Raw genomic sequence first — 18,785 nt, 5'->3', positions numbered from 1 at the left:
CATTACGGGCGATAAACCTTCACGTTCTCAAAGCCCTGCTCGCGCAGATAAAGCGCCTGCAGGCGGCTCATCACGCCGCGCTCACACCACAGCAGCCAGGTTTTGCTCTGGTCGAGATCGCCGAATTTAGTGCTGAGCTTGTAGAATGGCAGAGATACCACTTCCACGCCTTCAACCTGCAACGGCTTATCGTCCTGCTCGTCGATGGAACGAATATCGAGGATCGCCTCGTTCGGGCCGAAACCGGTGACGGTTTCCACTTCCACTACTTCCTGCTGGGTTTGTTCGGCGATTTCGCGGATGTCGATATTGCTCGCCGCGGCGACCACTTCATCAAGAATGTCGAAGTTAAAGTTTTCTTCTTCCGCTTCGATTTTCGCTTTCACCGCTTTTACGGTCGGGCTTTTCGAGATCACACCGCAGTATTCCGGCATGGTACGGGCAAAGTCAGCGGTGCCGATTTCACGCGCCAGATCGATAATGTGTTCTTTATCGTGAGAGATCAGCGGACGCAGGATCAGCGTGTCGGAAACATTATCAATCAGACGCAGGTTGGTCAGCGTCTGGCTCGATACCTGGCCCAGCGCTTCGCCGGTCACCAGCGCCTGCACGCCATAACGTTCGGCGACTTTGGACGCCGCGCGCACCATCATGCGTTTGAGCACCACGCCCATCTGGCCGTCTTCCACTTTTTCGAGGATCTCGCCCACGACCGGCTCAAAGTTAATCGCCACAAATCGCACGCGGTGCGAGCTGCCAAAACGTTTCCACAGGTAGTACGCCACCTGACGCACGCCGATTTCATGCGCCGCGCCGCCCAGATTAAAGAAGCAGTAGTGTACGCGGCAGCCGCGACGCATCAGCATATAGCTGGACACGCCGGAGTCGAAACCGCCGGAGATCAGCGACAGCACATCTTCCTGGGTACCGATCGGGAAACCGCCGATGCCTTCGTAGCGGCCTTTCACCAGCAGCAAACGGTCATCTTCAATTTCCAGATGTACGGTCACATCCGGGTGCGTCAGTTTTACCCGCGCCGATTCGATATGCTGATTAAGTCCGCCGCCCACGTAGCGCTCTGCTTCAATAGAGCTAAACTCATGTTTACCGCGGCGTTTAACGCGCACGCAGAAGGTTTTGCCTTCCAGCTGGTCGCGATACTGCGCCAGCGCTTTTTCAAAAATGTCATGCAGTGAAGTGAAAGGCACATCTTCCACGTCCAGCACATGGTGGATCCCCGGAATGCGGGTCAGGGCATCGCGAATAGTCAGACGCTGGTTTTCGTCTCTGGAGCGGACTTCAATATGATCCCAGTGGCGAACGATGGCGAGCGTGTCGTCGTTATAATGTTTTAAAACGTTACGAATATTTCCGGTCAGCATCTTAATAAAGCGCAAACGCACAGATTGGCTTTTGATGGTGATTTCCGGGAACAATTTAATGATAAACTTCATGGCGGCAATGGTTCGTTGGCAGATCAGGCAAGCGATCTGTTGAGAGAAATATACAGCAGCCCATACCCGCGGCTGCATCCAGGCGCGGAAGTATACCACCATCGTGGTCAACCTGCGCATATTGCATGACCATTACGCCTTATTTGCTAAGTTGCGCCACTCCGCTACCATAGCGGGGCCGAATAAATGAGAGAGTCAGACATTCACATGCCAAAGAAAAATGACGCACCGGCCAGTTTCGAAACGGAGCTCAATGAGCTGGAACAGATTGTCACCCGTCTTGAAAGCGGCAACTTACCGCTGGAAGAAGCCTTAAATGAATTTGAGCGCGGCGTGCAGCTGGCCCGTCAGGGACAGGTTAAACTGCAACAGGCAGAGCAGCGCGTGCAGATCCTGCTTTCTGATAATGATGACGCCCCGCTGACGCCTTTCACTCCGGACGCCGAGTAAACATGGATTTTGCACAGCAACTTGAAATCTGCGTGCAGCAGGCGAATGACGCCCTGCGCCGCTTTATTTCTCCCCAGCCCTTTCAGAACACTCCACTGGTTGAGGCCATGCACTATGGCACACTGTTAGGCGGCAAACGGCTGCGGCCTTTCCTGGTGTATGCCACGGGCCAGATGTTTGGCGTGAGCGCATCCACGCTCGATGCCCCTGCCGCCGCCATTGAATGTATTCACGCCTATTCGCTGATGCATGACGATCTCCCGGCGATGGATGATGACGATCTGCGTCGCGGTCAGCCGACCTGCCATATTAAATTCGGCGAAGCGAATGCGATCCTCGCGGGCGATGCGCTGCAAACGCTGGCGTTTTCTATCCTCGCGGATACGCCCATGCCGGAAGTCGACGCGCGCGATCGCCTGGCCATGGTGTCTGAACTGGCGCAGGCCAGTGGCGTCGCAGGCATGTGCGGCGGACAGGCGCTGGATCTTGAGGCGGAAGGCAAACAGGTTGGTCTGGCGGAGCTTGAACGTATTCACCGGCATAAAACCGGTGCCCTGATCCGCGCCGCGGTGCGCCTGGGCGCGTTAAGCGCCGGTGATAAAGGACGCGCTGCGCTGCCGATCCTCGATCGCTACGCCGAAAGCATCGGTCTGGCGTTCCAGGTTCAGGATGACATTCTGGATGTGGTGGGTGATACTGCGACCCTTGGCAAACGCCAGGGTGCCGATCAGTATTTAGGTAAAAGCACCTACCCCGCACTACTGGGCTTAGAGCAGGCTCAGACAAAAGCCCGTGACCTGATTGACGATGCCCGCCATGCGCTAGACGCGCTGGCCGCCCAGTCACTGGATACCACGGCACTGGAAGCACTGGCGAATTACATAATCCAGCGTGATAAATAAACTTTTTATATGCTCCTGATAACGCAGAGGGCGACAAACTGCCCCCTGAATTATGACGAGTAAGACGAGTGGCCGATGAGTTTTGATATAGCCAAATACCCGACACTGGCACTGGTTGACTCCGCCCCGGAGTTACGTCTGCTGCCGAAAGAGAGCCTGCCGAAGCTGTGCGACGAACTACGTCGCTACCTGCTCGACAGCGTGAGCCGCTCCAGCGGGCACTTTGCCTCCGGGCTTGGCACCATTGAGCTGACCGTGGCGCTGCATTATGTCTATAACACGCCTTTCGATCAGCTGATCTGGGACGTGGGCCACCAGGCTTACCCGCATAAAATCCTCACCGGACGGCGCGATAAGATCGATACCATCCGTCAGAAAGACGGGCTGCACCCCTTCCCGTGGCGCGGCGAGAGCGAATACGACGTGCTGAGCGTCGGTCATTCCTCCACCTCGATCAGCGCCGGGATCGGCATCGCCGTTGCGGCGGCGAAAGAAGGCAAGCAGCGTCGCACTGTCTGTGTGATCGGCGATGGCGCGATCACTGCGGGCATGGCCTTTGAGGCGATGAACCACGCGGGCGATATCCGGCCGGATATGCTGGTGGTGCTCAACGACAACGAAATGTCGATTTCCGAGAACGTCGGCGCGCTGAATAACCATCTGGCGCAGCTGCTGTCCGGCAAACTCTATTCCACGCTGCGCGAAGGCGGTAAAAAAGTCTTCTCCGGCGTACCGCCGATCAAAGAGCTGCTCAAACGTACCGAAGAGCATATTAAAGGCATGGTGGTACCGGGCACGCTGTTTGAAGAGCTGGGCTTTAACTATATCGGCCCGGTGGACGGTCACGATGTGCTGGGTCTGGTGACGACGCTGAAAAACATGCGCGATCTGAAAGGCCCGCAGTTCCTGCATATCATGACCAAAAAAGGCCGTGGTTATGAGCCGGCGGAAAAAGATCCCATTACCTTCCACGCGGTGCCGAAATTCGATCCGGCTAAAGGAACGCTGCCGAAAAGCGTCGGCGGTATGCCGTCCTACTCCAAAATTTTTGGCGACTGGCTGTGCGAAACGGCGGCCAAAGACAGCAAACTGATGGCAATCACCCCGGCGATGCGCGAAGGCTCCGGCATGGTGGAGTTTTCCCGTAAATTCCCGGATCGCTATTTTGACGTGGCGATTGCCGAGCAGCACGCCGTGACCTTCGCGGCGGGTCTGGCGATTGGCGGTTACAAGCCGGTGGTGGCGATTTACTCCACCTTCCTGCAACGGGCTTACGATCAGGTGATCCATGACGTCGCCATCCAGAAGCTGCCGGTGCTGTTCGCCATTGACCGCGCAGGCATCGTCGGCGCTGACGGGCAGACGCATCAGGGCGCGTTCGACATCTCTTTCCTGCGCTGTATCCCGGAAATGGTGATCATGACGCCGAGCGATGAAAATGAATGCCGCCAGATGCTGTTTACCGGCTATCACTATAACGATGGCCCGAGCGCGGTGCGTTATCCCCGCGGCAATGCGCTGGGCGTGGAACTGACGCCGCTGCAAAAGCTGCCGTTGGGTAAAGGCGTGGTGAAACGTCAGGGCGAAAAAGTGGCGATTTTAAACTTCGGCACTCTGCTGGCCGATGCGGCACAGGTCGCGGAATCGCTCAATGCCACGCTGGTGGACATGCGTTTTGTGAAGCCGCTGGACGAGTCGTTGATCCTGTCGCTGGCCCGCAGCCATGAAGCGCTGGTGACGCTGGAAGAAAACGCCATCATCGGTGGCGCAGGCAGTGGTGTGAACGAAGTGCTGATGGCGAACCGCACGCTGGTGCCGGTGCTCAACCTCGGCCTGCCGGATCATTTTATTCCTCAGGGCACCCAGGACGAGGCGCGCGCCGCCATTGGTCTGGACGCTGCCGGTATTGAAGCCAGCATCAAAGGCTGGCTCGCCTAACTCCCCCGTCCGCTCCTGCTATGCTTAGGTAATCTCGTACCCGTAGCAGGAGTGGAACCATGCAATACAATACATTAGGAAAAACGGACCTTAAGGTTTCCCGTCTTTGTCTGGGCTGTATGACCTTTGGCGAGCCGGATCGGGGCAATCACGCCTGGACCCTGCCTGAAGAGAGCAGCCGACCGATTATTCAGCGCGCCCTGGAAGGCGGCATCAACTTTTTCGATACGGCAAACAGCTATTCCGATGGCAGCAGCGAGGAGATCGTCGGCCGCGCGCTGAAAGATTTTGCCCGCCGCGACGACGTGGTGGTCGCCACCAAAGTCTATTATCCGTCGGGCGATCTCACCGAAGGCCTGTCACGGGCGCAGATCCTGCGTTCCATCGATGACAGCCTGCGCCGCCTCGGCATGGAGTATGTCGATCTGCTGCAAATCCATCGCTGGGATTACAACACGCCTATTGAAGAAACCCTGGAAGCGCTGAACGACGTGGTGAAAGCCGGTAAAGCGCGCTACATAGGCGCATCGTCCATGCACACCGATCAGTTCGCCCAAGCGCTGGATCTGCAAAAACAGCACGGCTGGGCGCGTTTCGTCACCATGCAAAACCATTACAATCTGATCTACCGAGAAGAAGAGCGCGACATGCTGCCGCTGTGCTATCAGGAAGGCATCGCGGTGATCCCATGGAGCCCGCTGGCCCGTGGCCGTCTGACGCGCCCATGGGGGGAAACCACTGCGCGGCTGGTGTCCGATGAAGTGGGTAAAAAACTCTATGACGACAGCGAGCAGAGCGATGCGCAGATCGCCGAACGCCTGGCCGCGATAGCGGAAGACGTGGGCGCAACGCGGGCGCAGGTGGCGCTGGCCTGGCTGCTGAGTAAGCCGGGCGTGGCCGCGCCTATTATCGGCACGTCACGGGAAGAGCAGCTGGAAGAGTTGTTGCAGGCGGTTGATCTGCAACTGACGCCAGAGCAGATTGCTGAAATGGAAATGCCGTATAAACAGCATGCCGTGGTGGGTTTTAAATAATCGCTGCCCCGGCCTGTTGTGAAAAGATCAGGCCGGGGAAAACTGCTAGATAATGCCAATCGGCCAGTGATGTCCGATCACATACAGCACCGCCGCCGCGATAATCCCGGCGATAATATCGTCGACAATAATGCCCATTCCGCCGTGCACGTTGCGGTCAAACCAGCGGATCGGCCACGGCTTCCAGATATCGAAAAAGCGGAACAGCACAAAACCAGCCACTACCCACTGCCAGTCATGGGTCGGCAGCGCCATCAGCGTGATCCACATCCCGATGAACTCATCCCAGACGATGCTGCCGTGATCGTGCACGCCCATATCTTTCGCCGTTTGATGGCACAGATAAACGCCGATGCTGATCGACAGCATGATCACCAGCGAATAGAGCTGCCACGGCAGAAAAGTCATCAGAAACCAGAACGGGATGGCCGCAATGGAACCCGCCGTGCCCGGCATAATCGGACTTAAGCCGCTGCCAAAACCGGTGGCCAGCAGATGCCAGGGGTTGCGCATGCTAAGACGGCTTTTCGCACTATCCTTACGAGGTTGCAAAGTGATCGTATCCTTTTAAATCAAACGATACCGGTTTTCCGTCGCGGGTAAACTGGATGCCTTCCACATCGGCGCTCATCTGGCCGATGCAGGTAAAGGGCACGCCAAGATGACCAATGGCCACGTCCAGCGCCCCCCGGTTGCGTTCCGGCACGGTAAAGCAGAGTTCATAATCTTCGCCGCCCGCCAGCGCCCAGCGCAGCGCCTGCTCCGGCTCAACGTGACGGCGCATGGCGTCAGAGAACGGCATGGCATCCATATCCAGCATCGCGCCGCAGTCGCTGGCCTTCACGATATGCCCGAGATCGGAACTCAGCCCGTCGGATAAATCGATCGCCGCACTGGCCAGATCGCGCAGCGCCTGCCCCTGCAGAATGCGCGGCGTCGGACGCAGATGGCGTTTCACCAGCCACTGCGCGTCCTGCTCATTATCAACATGCAGCCGATCCTGCAGGATCGCCAGACCTGCCGCGCTGTCACCTGGCGTGCCAGTCACATAGATCCAGTCGCCAGGCTTCGCGCCCGAACGCTTAAGCGCGCGGCCCGCAGGCACATAGCCGTAGATACCCAGCGTCATCGACAGCGGCCCACGGGTGGTGTCGCCGCCAATCAGCTGCATATCGTAGTAATTAATCTGTTCGAACAGGCTATCGCTAAAGGCTTCCAGCCAGGCTTCATCGACGTCCGGCAACGTGATCGCCAGCGTCAGCCACGCCGGATCCGCGCCCATAGCCGCGAGATCGCTCAGGTTGGAGGCCAGCGCTTTGTGCGCCAGATCGACAGGGGAAATATCCGGAAGAAAATGGTTGCCCGAAACCAGGGTATCGGTACTGATTGCCAGCGTTTGCTTGTCAGGAATATTGAGCAGTGCGCAATCGTCGCCAATGCCGGTTTCGACATCCAGACGCGCGCGTCTTACGCGGTCAAAATAACGGGCAATAAGGGAAAACTCGCCGCATGCCATACGCTATGCCTCAGCAGAATGATAAACAGGAGACTGGGGAGGCGGCGAAATGGCAACTGCACTTCGCCGCGCGGACCAGCAGATTACTTTTTGTGGGGGCGGATCGCGGGTGCGGCTTTATCCAGCACGCCGTTAACAAACTTATGGCTGTCTTCTGCGCCAAACGTTTTTGCCAGTTCAATAGCTTCGTTGATGGCCACTTTATACGGCACATCCGCACGTTTAGAGAGTTCAAACAGCGCGATACGCAGTACCGCTTTCTCGACCTGGCCCAGCTCTTCGAGCAGACGGGACAGGTAGGGCTTCATCAGTCCATCGAGATATGCGCTGTTAGTCGCCACCCCGGACAGCAGTTCGCGGAAATACGCGATGTCGACATCTTTGACATCCTGTTCAGACAGGAACTGGTATTCAACATCGGCGATGTCGTTCTGGGACAACTGCCAGGAGTAAAGCGCCTGGACGGCACACTCACGGGCGCGGCGACGAGCAGCAGGTTTCACGGAAATTCCCCTTACAAAAAAATCAGGCTTTGATGGCCTTCAATACATTAATCATCTCAAGCGCGGTAAGGGCAGCTTCTGCACCTTTGTTACCGGCTTTGGTACCGGCGCGTTCGATGGCTTGTTCAATACTTTCAGTGGTCAGCACACCAAAGGCTACCGGGATTTCGCTCTGTTCAGCGACATGAGCCAGACCATTGCTTGCGCCACCCGCCACATATTCGAAATGGGCGGTACCGCCACGGATAACCGTGCCGAGCGCGATAATCGCATCATATTTACCGGTTTTTGCCAGTGCGCCAGCCGCCAGCGGCAGCTCATAAGCACCTGGAACCCAAACCACGGTGATGTTTTCATCTTTAACCTGACCGATACGTTTCAGTGCGTCGATAGCACCGTCCAGCAGGCTGTCGTTGATGAAGTTGTTGAAACGCGCAATGGTGATGGCGACGCGAGCGTCCGGGGCAGCAACGGTAGCTTCAATAATGTTCATACTCTTCCTTTACGGGTTCATTTGGCCCCGCAGGGGGGCGGATTTTATCATAATACTTTGCGCACTGCTTCCCTTTTACGAGGGCATTACGCAGTGGTCAAATGCAGGCAAATATCAGGTCCAACCTGACGAATTTCACTGAATGTAAACTGCGGCGCATCGGCTAACGCCTCAAGGCCCGGCAGTACGCACAGACCGCGGGCATCGCTGCCTAAAAGTTTCGGGGCGAGGTAGACCACCAGTTCATCCACCAGCCCGGCCTGAAGCAGCGCGCCCGCCAGGGATGCCCCGGCTTCCACCCAGATGCTGTTAACCTGCTCGCGACCCAGCAGCATCATCATCAGCACCAGGTCGAGATGGCCGTTGTGTTCAGGCACCTGGATATGACGAACATTATCCGGCCACGACCGCGAGTCCTGCTGCGTGCGGGCAAACCAGGTTTCACCCGCTTGCTGGATCAGACGGTGTTCCGGCGTGACGCGGTTCTGGCTGTCGACCACAATACGCAGCGGCTGGCGTAACTGCGCCTGCGGATACTGCGCCTGTACGTCTGCCGGGAGTTCGTCCCAACGAACGTTAAGCTGTGGATTATCCGCCAGCACCGTCGCGCTGCTGGTGAGGATAGCATGACTCTGCGCGCGCAGACGTTGCACATCGCGCCTTGCCTGCGGTGAGGTGATCCACTGGCTTTCGCCGCTGGCCATGGCGGTGCGGCCATCCAGCGACGCGCCCAGCTTCAGCTGCACATAAGGAAACCCGGTGCGCATACGCTTCAGGAAACCTTTGTTGAGGTTTTCCGCCTCGCTCATCATCAGCCCGTGGCTGACCTCAATGCCTGCCTGTTGCAGGCGGTACAGCCCGCGCCCGGCAACCTGCGGGTTGGGATCCTGCATCGCCGCCACCACGCGGGACACGCCCGCATTGATCAGCGCGTCGCAGCACGGCGGCGTGCGTCCGTGATGGCTACAGGGTTCCAGGGTGACATAGGCGGTGGCGCCACGCGCCTTTTCGCCCGCCATACGCAGGGCATGGACTTCAGCATGGGGTTCGCCCGCCCGCTGGTGATAGCCTTCGCCGACAATCTCGCCGTCTTTGACGATCACACAGCCGACGTTGGGATTAGGATGGGTGGTAAAACGCCCGCGTTGCGCCAGCTTCAGCGCTCGTGCCATGTACATCTCATCATGCATGAGCTTAATCCTGTAAGCGGGCGATCTCTTCGCCAAATTCGCGGATGTCTTCGAAGCTGCGGTAAACCGAGGCGAAGCGGATATAGGCGACTTTATCGAGCTTTTTCAGCTGATCCATCACCAGGTTGCCGATCATTTTGCTCGGCACTTCGCGCTCGCCGGTGGCGCGCAGCTGGGATTTGATATGATTCAGCGCCATTTCAACGTCATCGGCGCTTACCGGGCGTTTTTCCAGCGCGCGCAGCATGCCGTTACGCAGTTTTTCTTCGTTAAACGGCTCGCGGATCTCGTTGCTTTTCACCACGCGCGGCATCACCAGTTCTGCCACCTCAAAAGTGGTGAAGCGTTCATTACACACCAGACACTGACGGCGGCGGCGCACGGACGACCCTTCACCGACCAGGCGGGAGTCAATTACTTTGGTATCCACGGCTAAACAGAATGGGCAATGCATACGGCGTCCTGACGTTAAAATTAGCTGAAATCTATTTTAACCTGATCTGCCGTGACAACAAAGGCAAGACCGCTTTTGAGATAAAGGATCGATGGCAAGCCGGTTCGTGCAGGCTACTATTACAGGCAATGCTCTTTGCAAGGAAACCAACACGATGACAAGACGTTACCTGAAAATTTTGCTGGTCGGCAGCCTGTTTACCCTCAGCGCCTGCGCGCAGCAGAGCGAAGTCCGCCAGTTGCATCAAAGTGTCAGCACGCTTAACAAAGAAATGAGTAAGCTGAATCAGGAGACGGTGAAAATCACCCAGCAAAATGCGCTGAACGCCAAATCCAGCAGCGGTGTCTACCTGTTGCCTGGCGCGAATACCCCTGCCCTTCTGCACAGCCAGATCGGTATGCTAAAGATGTCGCTGGTAAACATCGCTCCTGATGCGAACGGCACGCGCGTGACGCTGCGCATTCAGGGCGAATCGAACGATCCGCTACCAGCGTTTAGCGGTACGGTGGAATGGGGCCAGATCCAGGGCACCACCAACGATTATCAGGAAGTGAACGTGCAAAACCAGCTGATTAACGCCCCGGCCAGCACCCTGGCGCCGAGCGACGTTGATCTGCCGCTGCAGCTTAACGGCATCACGCCGGACCAGCTGGGCTTTGTGCGCGTCCACGATATTCAGCCCGCCACAAATCAGTGATCCTGTTTAAGGGCGAGCCACTCGCCCTTTTCACTCCCTTCCCGCCTTTTTCCACGAAATATTTGCAAGACAGATGAATCTCAGTACAATCCCTGCGTTTTATATACGCAAACGTGAACGCAATCGATTACGTGCGTAATAGATATGTGAAACAACACATATTTTTGTGAGCATGGATACTTATAATAGGCTCGCTGAAATACGAAACATTTAGAAACTCAATACGCGCGTTCTTTCGCTCCCGCAAGGGAACCTAATCAGTGGCTAAACTATGAAAAAAACATTACTCGTCGCCGGTGCAGCACTGGCTCTCTCCTCCTCATTCGCAGTCTATGCGGCAGAAAATGACAAGCCGGAGTTCGTTTCCGACTGGTGGCACCAGAGCGTGAACGTGGTGGGCAGCTATCACACCCGTTTTGGACCGCAGATCCGTAACGATACCTACCTGGAATATGAAGCATTTGCCAAAAAAGACTGGTTTGATTTCTATGGTTACCTGGATGCGCCGGTATTCTTCGGTGGTAACACCGATGCCCGCGGGATCTGGAACCATGGTTCGCCGCTGTTTATGGAAATCGAACCGCGTTTCTCTATCGATAAGCTGACCGGCGCCGATCTGAGCTTCGGTCCGTTCAAAGAGTGGTATTTCGCGAACAACTACATCTACGACATGGGCCGCAACGCCTCTGGCCGTCAGAGCACCTGGTACATGGGTCTCGGTACCGACATCGATACCGGCCTGCCGATGAGCCTGTCACTGAACGTATATGCGAAATACCAGTGGCAGAACTACCTGGCGGAGAACGAAAACGAGTGGGACGGCTACCGTTTCAAAGTGAAATACTTCGTGCCGATCACCCAACTGTGGGGCGGTAACCTGAGCTACATCGGCTTCACCAACTTTGACTGGGGCTCAGACCTGGGCGATAAGAGCAGCTATGCGATGAACGGCATCAAGCAGCGTACCAACGACTCCATCGCCTCCAGCCACATTCTGTCCCTGAGCTACGATCACTGGCACTACTCGGTAGTAGCGCGTTACTGGCACAACGGCGGTCAGTGGAATGATGATGCAGACCTGGTATGGATGAAAGAAAACGTCCGCTCTACCGGCTGGGGTGGTTACCTGGTGGCAGGTTATAACTTCTGATTTGTCTGTCAGCCCGATCGAAAAGCCAGCTTAACCGCTGGCTTTTTTTTGCCCGTAAAACGCAGGCGAAAAAAAACCGCAGCGCTAAGGCTGCGGTTTTCAACGCAGAGCGTCGGTTTACGGCAGAATGGACGGCTGGTCCGCGCCTTCTTTCTCGACTTTCTGCACCAGCAGGTGTTCACGCTTCATGCCCAGTTTCAGCGCCAGCGCTGACGCGACATAAATCGACGATGCAGTACCGATGGACACACCGATCAGCATGGTCAGTGAGAAGCCCTGCAGCATGGCGCCGCCAAAGAGGTAGAGCATCAGGATCACCACTAAGGTGGTTCCTGAAGTGATCAACGTCCTGTGCAGCGTCTGGGTCAGGGACACGTTAAAGATTTCGTACGGCGTTCCGCGACGGATCTTGCGGAAGTTTTCACGAATACGGTCCGAGACCACGATGCTGTCGTTCAGCGAGTAACCGATCACCGACATCAGCGAGGCGACAATCGTCAGATCCACTTCGATATGGAACAGCGACAGTACGCCCATGGTGATGATGACGTCGTGCGCCAGCGCGATAACCACACCGGCCGCCAGACGCCACTCAAAGCGGAAGCCGACGTAAACCAGGATGGAAATCAGCGCCACCATCAGCGCCATCGCACCGGTCTGCGCCAGGTCCGCACCCACGCTCGGGCCGACGAACTCGATACGTTTCACCGCGGCATTCTGGCTGGTCGCTTCGTTAATCACGCTCACGACCTTGCTGCCCAGCACCTGACCACCGGTTTCACCCTCGGCAGGCGGCATACGCACCATGATGTCGCGGCTGCTGCCAAAGTTCTGCAACAGCGGATCGGCAAAGCCGGCTTTTTCCAGCGCTTCACGCATCTGATCCATATCGGCCGGTTTTTCCAGCGAGATTTCGATAACCGTACCGCCGGTAAAATCCAGACCCCAGTTAAAGCCTTTCACGCCAATAATGATAATTGACAGGATCAGCAGAAAACCGGAGATACCGAAGGCCCAGTAATCCCAGCGCATAAAGTCCCAGACTCTACGGCCGTGGTTCAATTGTTCAACAGTATATTCCTGTGCCACAACGCACTCCTCAGATAGACAGCTTGTTGATGCGTTTGCCGCCGTACAACAGGTTTACGATGGCACGGGTGCCGACGATCGCGGTAAACATTGACGTCGCCACACCGATACCGGTAGTAATGGCGAAGCCTTTAATGGCCCCGGTGCCTACGGCATACAGGATGATGACCTTAATAAGCGTCGTGACGTTGGCGTCAAAAATGGAGCTGAACGCGCCGCGATAACCTTCGTCAATCGCCTGCTGAACGCTACGCCCGTTGCTCAGCTCTTCTTTGATACGTTCGTTTATCAGTACGTTCGCATCCACCGCTACCGCAAGGGTTAAGACGATCCCCGCGATACCCGGCATGGTCAGCGTCGCCCCTGGCAGCAGGGACATGATGCCGACAATCAGCACCAGGTTGGCGATAAGCGCCGTGGTGGCGATCAGGCCAAACTTCTTATAGAAGAACAGCATGAAGATGATGGAGACCGCCAGACCCGCCAGACAGGCTTCCAGACCCTGAGTGATGTTCTGCATCCCTAAGGTTGGGCCAATGGTACGTTCTTCAACGATCTGAATCGGCGCAATCAACGCACCCGCACGCAGCAGCAGCGACAGCTGACGCGCTTCGTTAGGGTTATTGATGCCGGTAATACGGAAGCTGTTGCCGAGGCGAGACTGGATGTTGGCGACGTTAATCACCTCTTCCTGTTTCACCAGTACGGAACGACCGTTCGCATCTTTTTTACCGCTGTCTTTGTACTCCACAAACAGGGTCGCCATCGGTTTGCCGATGTTGTCCTTGGTGAAGTTAGACATGATGTTGCCACCAGCGCTGTCGAGCGAAATGTTAACCTGCGGCTGGTTGTACTCATCCTGGCTGGAAGTGGAGTCGGTGATATGGTCACCGGTCAGGATCACGCGTTTGTACAGCACAACCGGCTGGCCTTCGCGCATCTGTTTCACTTCTGAATCACCCGGTACACGGCCAGACGCCGCCGCCGACTGATCGACGTTGGTGTTCACCAGACGGAATTCGAGGGTCGCGGTTGCGCCAAGAATTTCCTTCGCACGCGCGGTGTCCTGAATACCCGGCAGTTCAACCACGATGCGGTCTGCGCCCTGACGCTGTACCAGCGGCTCGGCGACACCCAGTTGGTTGACACGGTTACGCAGGATGTTGATGTTCTGCTGTACCGCATATTCACGCGCTTCGCTCAGACGCGCATCGGTCATGACCGCGCGCAGGGCGTTGCCGCTCTGGCTGGTGATCACCATGTCGCGGTGACGGGCAGTCAGGTAAGTAATCGCCTGATCGCGCGCTGCGCTGTCGCGGAACACAATGCTCACGCCATAGTTATCTTCCTTACGCACGTTGGTGTAAGGAATGCCTTTTTCGCGTAAATCGCTACGCAGGCTGTCGGTATTTTGTTCCTGCAGTTTGCCGAGCGCGGTGTCCATATCCACTTCCATCAGGAAGTGTACGCCACCACGCAGATCCAGACCGAGTTTCATCGGCTCTGCTTTGATGGAGGATAACCAGCGCGGAGTAGCAGGTGCAAGGTTCAGCGCCACGACATATTTGTCACCCAACAGGCTGAGCAGCGCTTCACGCGCGCGCAGCTGCGTATCGGTGGAGTCGAAACGCGCAAGAATAGCGCCCTCTTCCAGTGCCACAGACTTAGCAGTGATTTTTTCTTGTTTTAAGGTGTTCTGGACCTGGATCAGCGTTTGCTCACTGGCGGCGACGCCGCGCGCACCAGTGATCTGAACTGCCGGATCCTCACCATACAGGTTGGGAAGTGCGTATAGCAGGCCGACGATAATCACGACGACCAGCATGATGTACTTCCACAAAGGATAACGGTTTAACACGGCACTTCCCTTTGGGAAAACGAAAGATTACAGCGCCTTCATCGTGCCTTTCGGCAGAACGGCAGCTACGAAGTCACGTTTGATAACCACTTCAGTGGTGTCATTCAGGGCGATAGCAATGTAGCCAGTTTCCGCTACTTTGGTCACGCGACCCACCAGGCCACCGTTGGTCAGCACTTCATCGCCTTTAGCGATGGAGTTCATCAGATTCTTGTGCTCTTTGGTACGTTTCTGCTGTGGGCGCAGGATCATGAAATAGAAGATCAGGCCAAATACAACCAGCATCAGGATCAAAGACATCGGGCTGCCCTGCGCCGGTGCGCCCGTTGCTGCTACGGCATCAGAAATAAAAAAGCTCATTCAAATTCCCTCATTATTAAAATTAATCAACGTTCAAAGGTGGAACATCACGACCCTGACGCTGGTAAAAATCGGTCACGAAGCTCTCTAATTTACCCTCTTCGATAGCCTTGCGTAAACCAGCCATTAAGCGCTGGTAATAGCGCAGGTTATGAATGGTATTAAGACGCGCGCCCAGTATTTCGTTGCAACGGTCAAGATGATGCAAGTAAGCGAGTGAATAATTGCGACACGTATAGCAATCACACTCTTCATCAAGCGGGCCGGTATCGCTCTTGTACTTCGCGTTACGGATTTTCACCACGCCATTGGTGACAAACAGATGGCCGTTACGCGCATTACGCGTCGGCATCACGCAGTCAAACATATCAATGCCGCGACGTACGCCTTCCACCAGATCTTCGGGTTTACCCACACCCATCAGGTATCGTGGTTTGTCTGCCGGGATCTGCGGGCACACATGCTCCAGAATACGGTGCATGTCTGCTTTAGGTTCACCTACAGCCAGACCGCCGACAGCGTAGCCATCAAAGCCAATCTCTACCAGACCTTTGACGGAGATATCACGTAAATCTTCGTAAACGCTGCCCTGGATAATACCGAACAGCGCATTTTTGTTTTGCAGCGAATCGAAACGGTCGCGGCTGCGCTTCGCCCAGCGTAAGGACATTTCCATGGAACGCTTGGCGTAGTCCCAGTCAGCCGGGTATGGCGTACATTCGTCGAAGATCATCACGATGTCGGAGCCGAGATCGTACTGGATCTCCATGGATTTTTCCGGATCGAGGAAGATCGGATCGCCGTTGATCGGGTTGCGGAAATGCACGCCCGCTTCGGTGATCTTACGAATATCGCCGAGGCTGAAGACCTGGAAACCGCCGGAGTCGGTCAGAATCGGGCCTTTCCACTGCATAAAGTCATGCAGATCGCCGTGCAGCTTCATGATCTCCTGACCCGGACGCAACCACAGGTGGAAGGTGTTGCCGAGGATAATCTGCGCGCCGGTGTCCTGCACTTCTTCCGGCGTCATGCCTTTTACGGTGCCGTAGGTGCCCACGGGCATAAAGGCCGGTGTTTCCACCACGCCGCGCTCAAACACCAGGCGGCCACGGCGGGCGCGTCCGTCTGTCGTATCTAATTCGAATTTCATTTTTTCTCCATACGCCGGAAAAACAGTCCAACGCGTCAATCAAAGCGCCGCGGAACTATTCCCCGACGCGCTCAGAAATTGCCTGCGGATTGTACGTGATAAACATTGCATCCCCGTAACTAAAAAAGCGATATTCCGCTTTTACCGCTTCTTTATAGGCATGCATGGTGGCTTTATAACCGGCAAAGGCCGATACCAGCATGATCAAGGTGGATTCCGGCAGGTGGAAGTTGGTCACCAGCGCGTCAATCACGCTGTACTGATAGCCAGGATAAATAAAGATCTGCGTATCGCCGAAGAAAGGCTCGATGAGATCGTTTTTGGCCGCTTTCGCGGCGCTTTCCAGCGAGCGCACCGAGGTGGTGCCGACCGCCACCACGCGATTGCCGCGCGCTTTCGCCGCCAGCACCGCGTCAACCACTTCCTGCGGCACTTCAGCATATTCAGAGTGCATGATGTGATCTTCAATGCTGTCCACGCGCACCGGCTGGAAGGTGCCCGCGCCAACGTGCAGCGTTACGAACGCCATCTCTACGCCTTTCTCACGCAGACGCGCCAGCAGCGGCTCATCAAAGTGCAGACCCGCGGTTGGCGCGGCGACAGCGCCCGGTTTCTGGCTGTAAACCGTCTGATAAAGTTCGCGGTCAGCGTCTTCATCCGGACGATCGATATAGGGCGGCAGCGGCATATGGCCGATGGCGTTGAGAATATCCAGCACCGGGCGTTCATCGTTAAACTCAACTTCAAACAGCGCATCGTGGCGGGCCACCATGGTGGCTTTAACGCTGTCATCGTCGCCTAAGAGCAGTTCCGCACCCGGCTTCGGCGCTTTAGAGGCGCGAATATGTGCCAGAATACGTTTATCATCCAGCATCCGCTCAACCAGCACTTCGATTTTACCGCCGCTGGCTTTACGGCCAAACAGACGCGCCGGGATCACGCGGGTATTGTTAAAGACCAGCAGATCCCCGGGGTTGAGCTTGTCGAGCAGATCGGTGAAAGTACCATGCGTCAGCGCGCCCGTCGGCCCGTCCAGCGATAACAGGCGGCAACTACTGCGCGCAGGCATAGGGTAATGGGCAATCAGGGATTCGGGTAATTCAAAGGAAAAATCGGCAACGCGCATGACTTACACTCAGACTGAAAAACAGGCGGGATAGTCTAGTGCTACGGTGCTTCCGCTGCAACAGCTACGCCTCTTTATGGATTAACTAAACAATGAACTTCCTCGCACACCTGCATCTTGCGCACCTCGCAGAAAGCTCGCTTCCCGGTAATTTGCTGGGCGATTTCGTTCGCGGCAACCCGCAGGATAGCTATCCGGCTGAGATTGTCGACGGCATTCGCATGCACCGCCGCATCGACGTGCTGACCGATAATTTGCCGGAAGTCCGCGAGGCGCGGGAGTGGTTTCGCCCGCAGACGCGCCGGGTCGCGCCCATTACGCTGGACGTGATGTGGGACCATTTTCTGTCGCGCCACTGGTTGCAGATGTCGCCGGACATGCCACTGAGCGAATTTGTCAGCTATGCCCACGCGCAGGTCGCCACCATTCTGCCCTCCTCGCCGGCGCGCTTCGTTAATCTGAATGACTATTTGTGGTCAGAGCGATGGCTTGAGCGCTACCGGGAGATGGATTTTATTCAGCAGGTGCTGAACGGCATGGCGACGCGGCGGCCCCGCCTCGATGCGCTGCGCGACTCGTGGCAGGATCTGGATACGCACTATCAGGCGCTGGAAAAGCTGTTCTTTCAGTTCTATCCCCGCATGATGGCGCAGGCGAAAAACAAACAGCTTTAGTGCTTGCGCTTTACCGGCAGGTGATTATCTTGATAGCGGCCTTACCCCTACAATCACACAGGAGAATTATGATGGTACTGGTTACTCGTCCGGCTCCGGACTTTGCCGCCGCCGCCGTGCTTGGCAATGGCGAAATTGTGGAAAATTTTAACTTCAAACAGCATATCCAGGGCAAAGCGACGGTACTGTTTTTCTGGCCGATGGACTTCACCTTCGTCTGCCCGTCAGAACTGATCGCTTTTGACAAGCGTTACGAAGAATTCCAGAAGCGCGGCGTGGAAGTCGTGGGCGTTTCTTTTGACTCTGAATTTGTTCACAACGCCTGGCGTAATACGCCGGTGGACAAAGGCGGCATTGGCCCGGTGAAATACGCGATGGTGGCCGACATCAAGCGCGAAATCCAGAAAGCCTACGGCATTGAACACCCGGACGCGGGCGTGGCGCTGCGCGGCTCCTTCCTGATTGACGCTAACGGTATTGTGCGTCATCAGGTGGTGAACGATCTGCCGCTGGGCCGTAACGTCGACGAAATGCTGCGTATGGTTGATGCCCTGCAATTCCACGAAGAGCACGGCGAAGTCTGCCCGGCGCAGTGGGAAAAAGGCAAAGAAGGGATGAACGCGTCGCCGGACGGCGTGGCGAAATACCTGAGCGAAAATCTCACCAGCCTGTAATCCGTTTTTGCCCGGCGGCGCTGCGCTTGCCGGGCCTGGGGGGGTTCGATGACGTAATGCCCGGCGGCGCTGC

General features: G+C 56.3%; 20 protein-coding genes. 8 read left to right on the top strand and 12 right to left on the bottom strand.

Going from position 1 to position 18,785, the window contains the following annotated elements:
* Positions 1–2 precede the first annotated feature (2 nt).
* A complete protein-coding gene (gene thiI / locus QRD42_RS09535) occupies positions 3–1,454 on the bottom strand; it encodes a tRNA uracil 4-sulfurtransferase ThiI (RefSeq protein WP_321988711.1) in 1,452 nt (483 codons plus the stop codon).
* 207 nt (positions 1,455–1,661) lie between these two features.
* Here thiI and xseB point away from each other — a divergent pair, with 207 nt between their 5' ends.
* The 4 genes from xseB to QRD42_RS09515 all read left to right on the top strand — a co-directional run bounded on the left by xseB (position 1,662) and on the right by QRD42_RS09515 (position 5,778).
* Complete coding sequence (gene xseB, locus QRD42_RS09530; RefSeq protein WP_072567529.1) at positions 1,662–1,904, top strand: exodeoxyribonuclease VII small subunit; 243 nt, start codon at positions 1,662–1,664, stop codon at positions 1,902–1,904.
* Between the two features lie 2 nt (positions 1,905–1,906).
* Complete coding sequence (gene ispA, locus QRD42_RS09525) at positions 1,907–2,806, top strand: (2E,6E)-farnesyl diphosphate synthase (protein WP_321988710.1); 900 nt, start codon at positions 1,907–1,909, stop codon at positions 2,804–2,806.
* 75 nt (positions 2,807–2,881) lie between these two features.
* Positions 2,882–4,744 (top strand): 1-deoxy-D-xylulose-5-phosphate synthase, encoded by a 1,863-nt coding sequence (gene dxs, locus QRD42_RS09520; RefSeq protein WP_321988709.1) that lies wholly within the window; start codon positions 2,882–2,884, stop codon positions 4,742–4,744.
* A 59-nt stretch (positions 4,745–4,803) separates the two neighbouring features.
* Positions 4,804–5,778 carry an aldo/keto reductase gene (locus QRD42_RS09515; protein WP_321988708.1) on the top strand — a complete coding sequence of 325 codons (975 nt, stop codon included), beginning with the start codon at positions 4,804–4,806 and terminating at the stop codon, positions 5,776–5,778.
* A 45-nt stretch (positions 5,779–5,823) separates the two neighbouring features.
* Here QRD42_RS09515 and pgpA read toward each other — a convergent pair whose 3' ends face one another.
* The 6 genes from pgpA to nrdR form a co-directional block, all read right to left on the bottom strand.
* The gene (gene pgpA, locus QRD42_RS09510) at positions 5,824–6,336 is read right to left on the bottom strand and encodes a phosphatidylglycerophosphatase A (protein WP_321988748.1); all 513 of its coding nucleotides are present in this window, start codon (positions 6,334–6,336) and stop codon (positions 5,824–5,826) included.
* Positions 6,317–7,294, bottom strand: a complete 978-nt coding sequence (gene thiL, locus QRD42_RS09505) for a thiamine-phosphate kinase (RefSeq protein WP_321988707.1) — start codon at positions 7,292–7,294, stop codon at positions 6,317–6,319. The genes pgpA and thiL overlap by 20 nt, the downstream gene beginning before the upstream one ends.
* 83 nt (positions 7,295–7,377) lie before the next feature.
* Positions 7,378–7,797, bottom strand: coding sequence for a transcription antitermination factor NusB (gene nusB / locus QRD42_RS09500; RefSeq protein ID WP_072567523.1), 420 nt, complete (start codon positions 7,795–7,797; stop codon positions 7,378–7,380).
* Positions 7,798–7,819: 22 nt separating this feature from the next.
* Positions 7,820–8,290 carry a 6,7-dimethyl-8-ribityllumazine synthase gene (ribE, locus tag QRD42_RS09495; RefSeq protein WP_072567522.1) on the bottom strand — a complete coding sequence of 157 codons (471 nt, stop codon included), beginning with the start codon at positions 8,288–8,290 and terminating at the stop codon, positions 7,820–7,822.
* A gap of 86 nt (positions 8,291–8,376) precedes the next feature.
* Entirely contained in the window at positions 8,377–9,480 is a 1,104-nt protein-coding gene (ribD, locus tag QRD42_RS09490; RefSeq protein WP_321988706.1) for a bifunctional diaminohydroxyphosphoribosylaminopyrimidine deaminase/5-amino-6-(5-phosphoribosylamino)uracil reductase RibD, read from the bottom strand.
* A gap of 4 nt (positions 9,481–9,484) precedes the next feature.
* Positions 9,485–9,934 carry a transcriptional regulator NrdR gene (gene nrdR / locus QRD42_RS09485; protein WP_321988705.1) on the bottom strand — a complete coding sequence of 150 codons (450 nt, stop codon included), beginning with the start codon at positions 9,932–9,934 and terminating at the stop codon, positions 9,485–9,487.
* A gap of 154 nt (positions 9,935–10,088) precedes the next feature.
* Between nrdR and QRD42_RS09480 the strand changes: the two genes are divergently transcribed.
* Both QRD42_RS09480 and QRD42_RS09475 read left to right on the top strand, forming a co-directional pair.
* Positions 10,089–10,631, top strand: coding sequence for a DUF3251 domain-containing protein (locus QRD42_RS09480; protein WP_083580893.1), 543 nt, complete (start codon positions 10,089–10,091; stop codon positions 10,629–10,631).
* 271 nt (positions 10,632–10,902) lie between these two features.
* Entirely contained in the window at positions 10,903–11,781 is an 879-nt protein-coding gene (locus tag QRD42_RS09475) for a nucleoside-specific channel-forming protein Tsx (protein WP_321988704.1), read from the top strand.
* 117 nt (positions 11,782–11,898) lie between these two features.
* On the opposite strand, the gene secF is transcribed toward QRD42_RS09475, so the two are convergent.
* The 5 genes from secF to queA are packed head-to-tail and all read right to left on the bottom strand — an operon-like array spanning position 11,899 to position 17,364.
* On the bottom strand, positions 11,899–12,870 hold the full coding sequence (gene secF / locus QRD42_RS09470) for a protein translocase subunit SecF (RefSeq protein WP_072567517.1): 972 nt from the start codon (positions 12,868–12,870) through the stop codon (positions 11,899–11,901).
* Between the two features lie 10 nt (positions 12,871–12,880).
* Positions 12,881–14,728: a protein translocase subunit SecD gene (gene secD / locus QRD42_RS09465; protein WP_072567516.1), complete on the bottom strand. Its 1,848-nt coding sequence runs from the start codon at positions 14,726–14,728 to the stop codon at positions 12,881–12,883.
* A 27-nt stretch (positions 14,729–14,755) separates the two neighbouring features.
* Positions 14,756–15,088 carry a preprotein translocase subunit YajC gene (gene yajC, locus QRD42_RS09460; RefSeq protein ID WP_002890398.1) on the bottom strand — a complete coding sequence of 111 codons (333 nt, stop codon included), beginning with the start codon at positions 15,086–15,088 and terminating at the stop codon, positions 14,756–14,758.
* Between the two features lie 22 nt (positions 15,089–15,110).
* The gene (gene tgt, locus QRD42_RS09455) at positions 15,111–16,238 is read right to left on the bottom strand and encodes a tRNA guanosine(34) transglycosylase Tgt (protein ID WP_321988702.1); all 1,128 of its coding nucleotides are present in this window, start codon (positions 16,236–16,238) and stop codon (positions 15,111–15,113) included.
* A gap of 55 nt (positions 16,239–16,293) precedes the next feature.
* A complete protein-coding gene (queA, locus tag QRD42_RS09450; RefSeq protein ID WP_318363219.1) occupies positions 16,294–17,364 on the bottom strand; it encodes a tRNA preQ1(34) S-adenosylmethionine ribosyltransferase-isomerase QueA in 1,071 nt (356 codons plus the stop codon).
* A 92-nt stretch (positions 17,365–17,456) separates the two neighbouring features.
* Here queA and acpH point away from each other — a divergent pair, with 92 nt between their 5' ends.
* Both acpH and QRD42_RS09440 read left to right on the top strand, forming a co-directional pair.
* Positions 17,457–18,038 carry an ACP phosphodiesterase gene (acpH, locus tag QRD42_RS09445; protein WP_072567513.1) on the top strand — a complete coding sequence of 194 codons (582 nt, stop codon included), beginning with the start codon at positions 17,457–17,459 and terminating at the stop codon, positions 18,036–18,038.
* A gap of 71 nt (positions 18,039–18,109) precedes the next feature.
* Complete coding sequence (locus tag QRD42_RS09440; RefSeq protein WP_321988746.1) at positions 18,110–18,712, top strand: peroxiredoxin C; 603 nt, start codon at positions 18,110–18,112, stop codon at positions 18,710–18,712.
* Positions 18,713–18,785 lie beyond the last annotated feature (73 nt).

The sequence above is a fragment of the Enterobacter sp. PGRG2 genome (assembly GCF_030291195.1).
GTDB lineage: Bacteria > Pseudomonadota > Gammaproteobacteria > Enterobacterales > Enterobacteriaceae > Enterobacter_D.
This window is presented reverse-complemented; position numbering and strand designations above follow the sequence as displayed.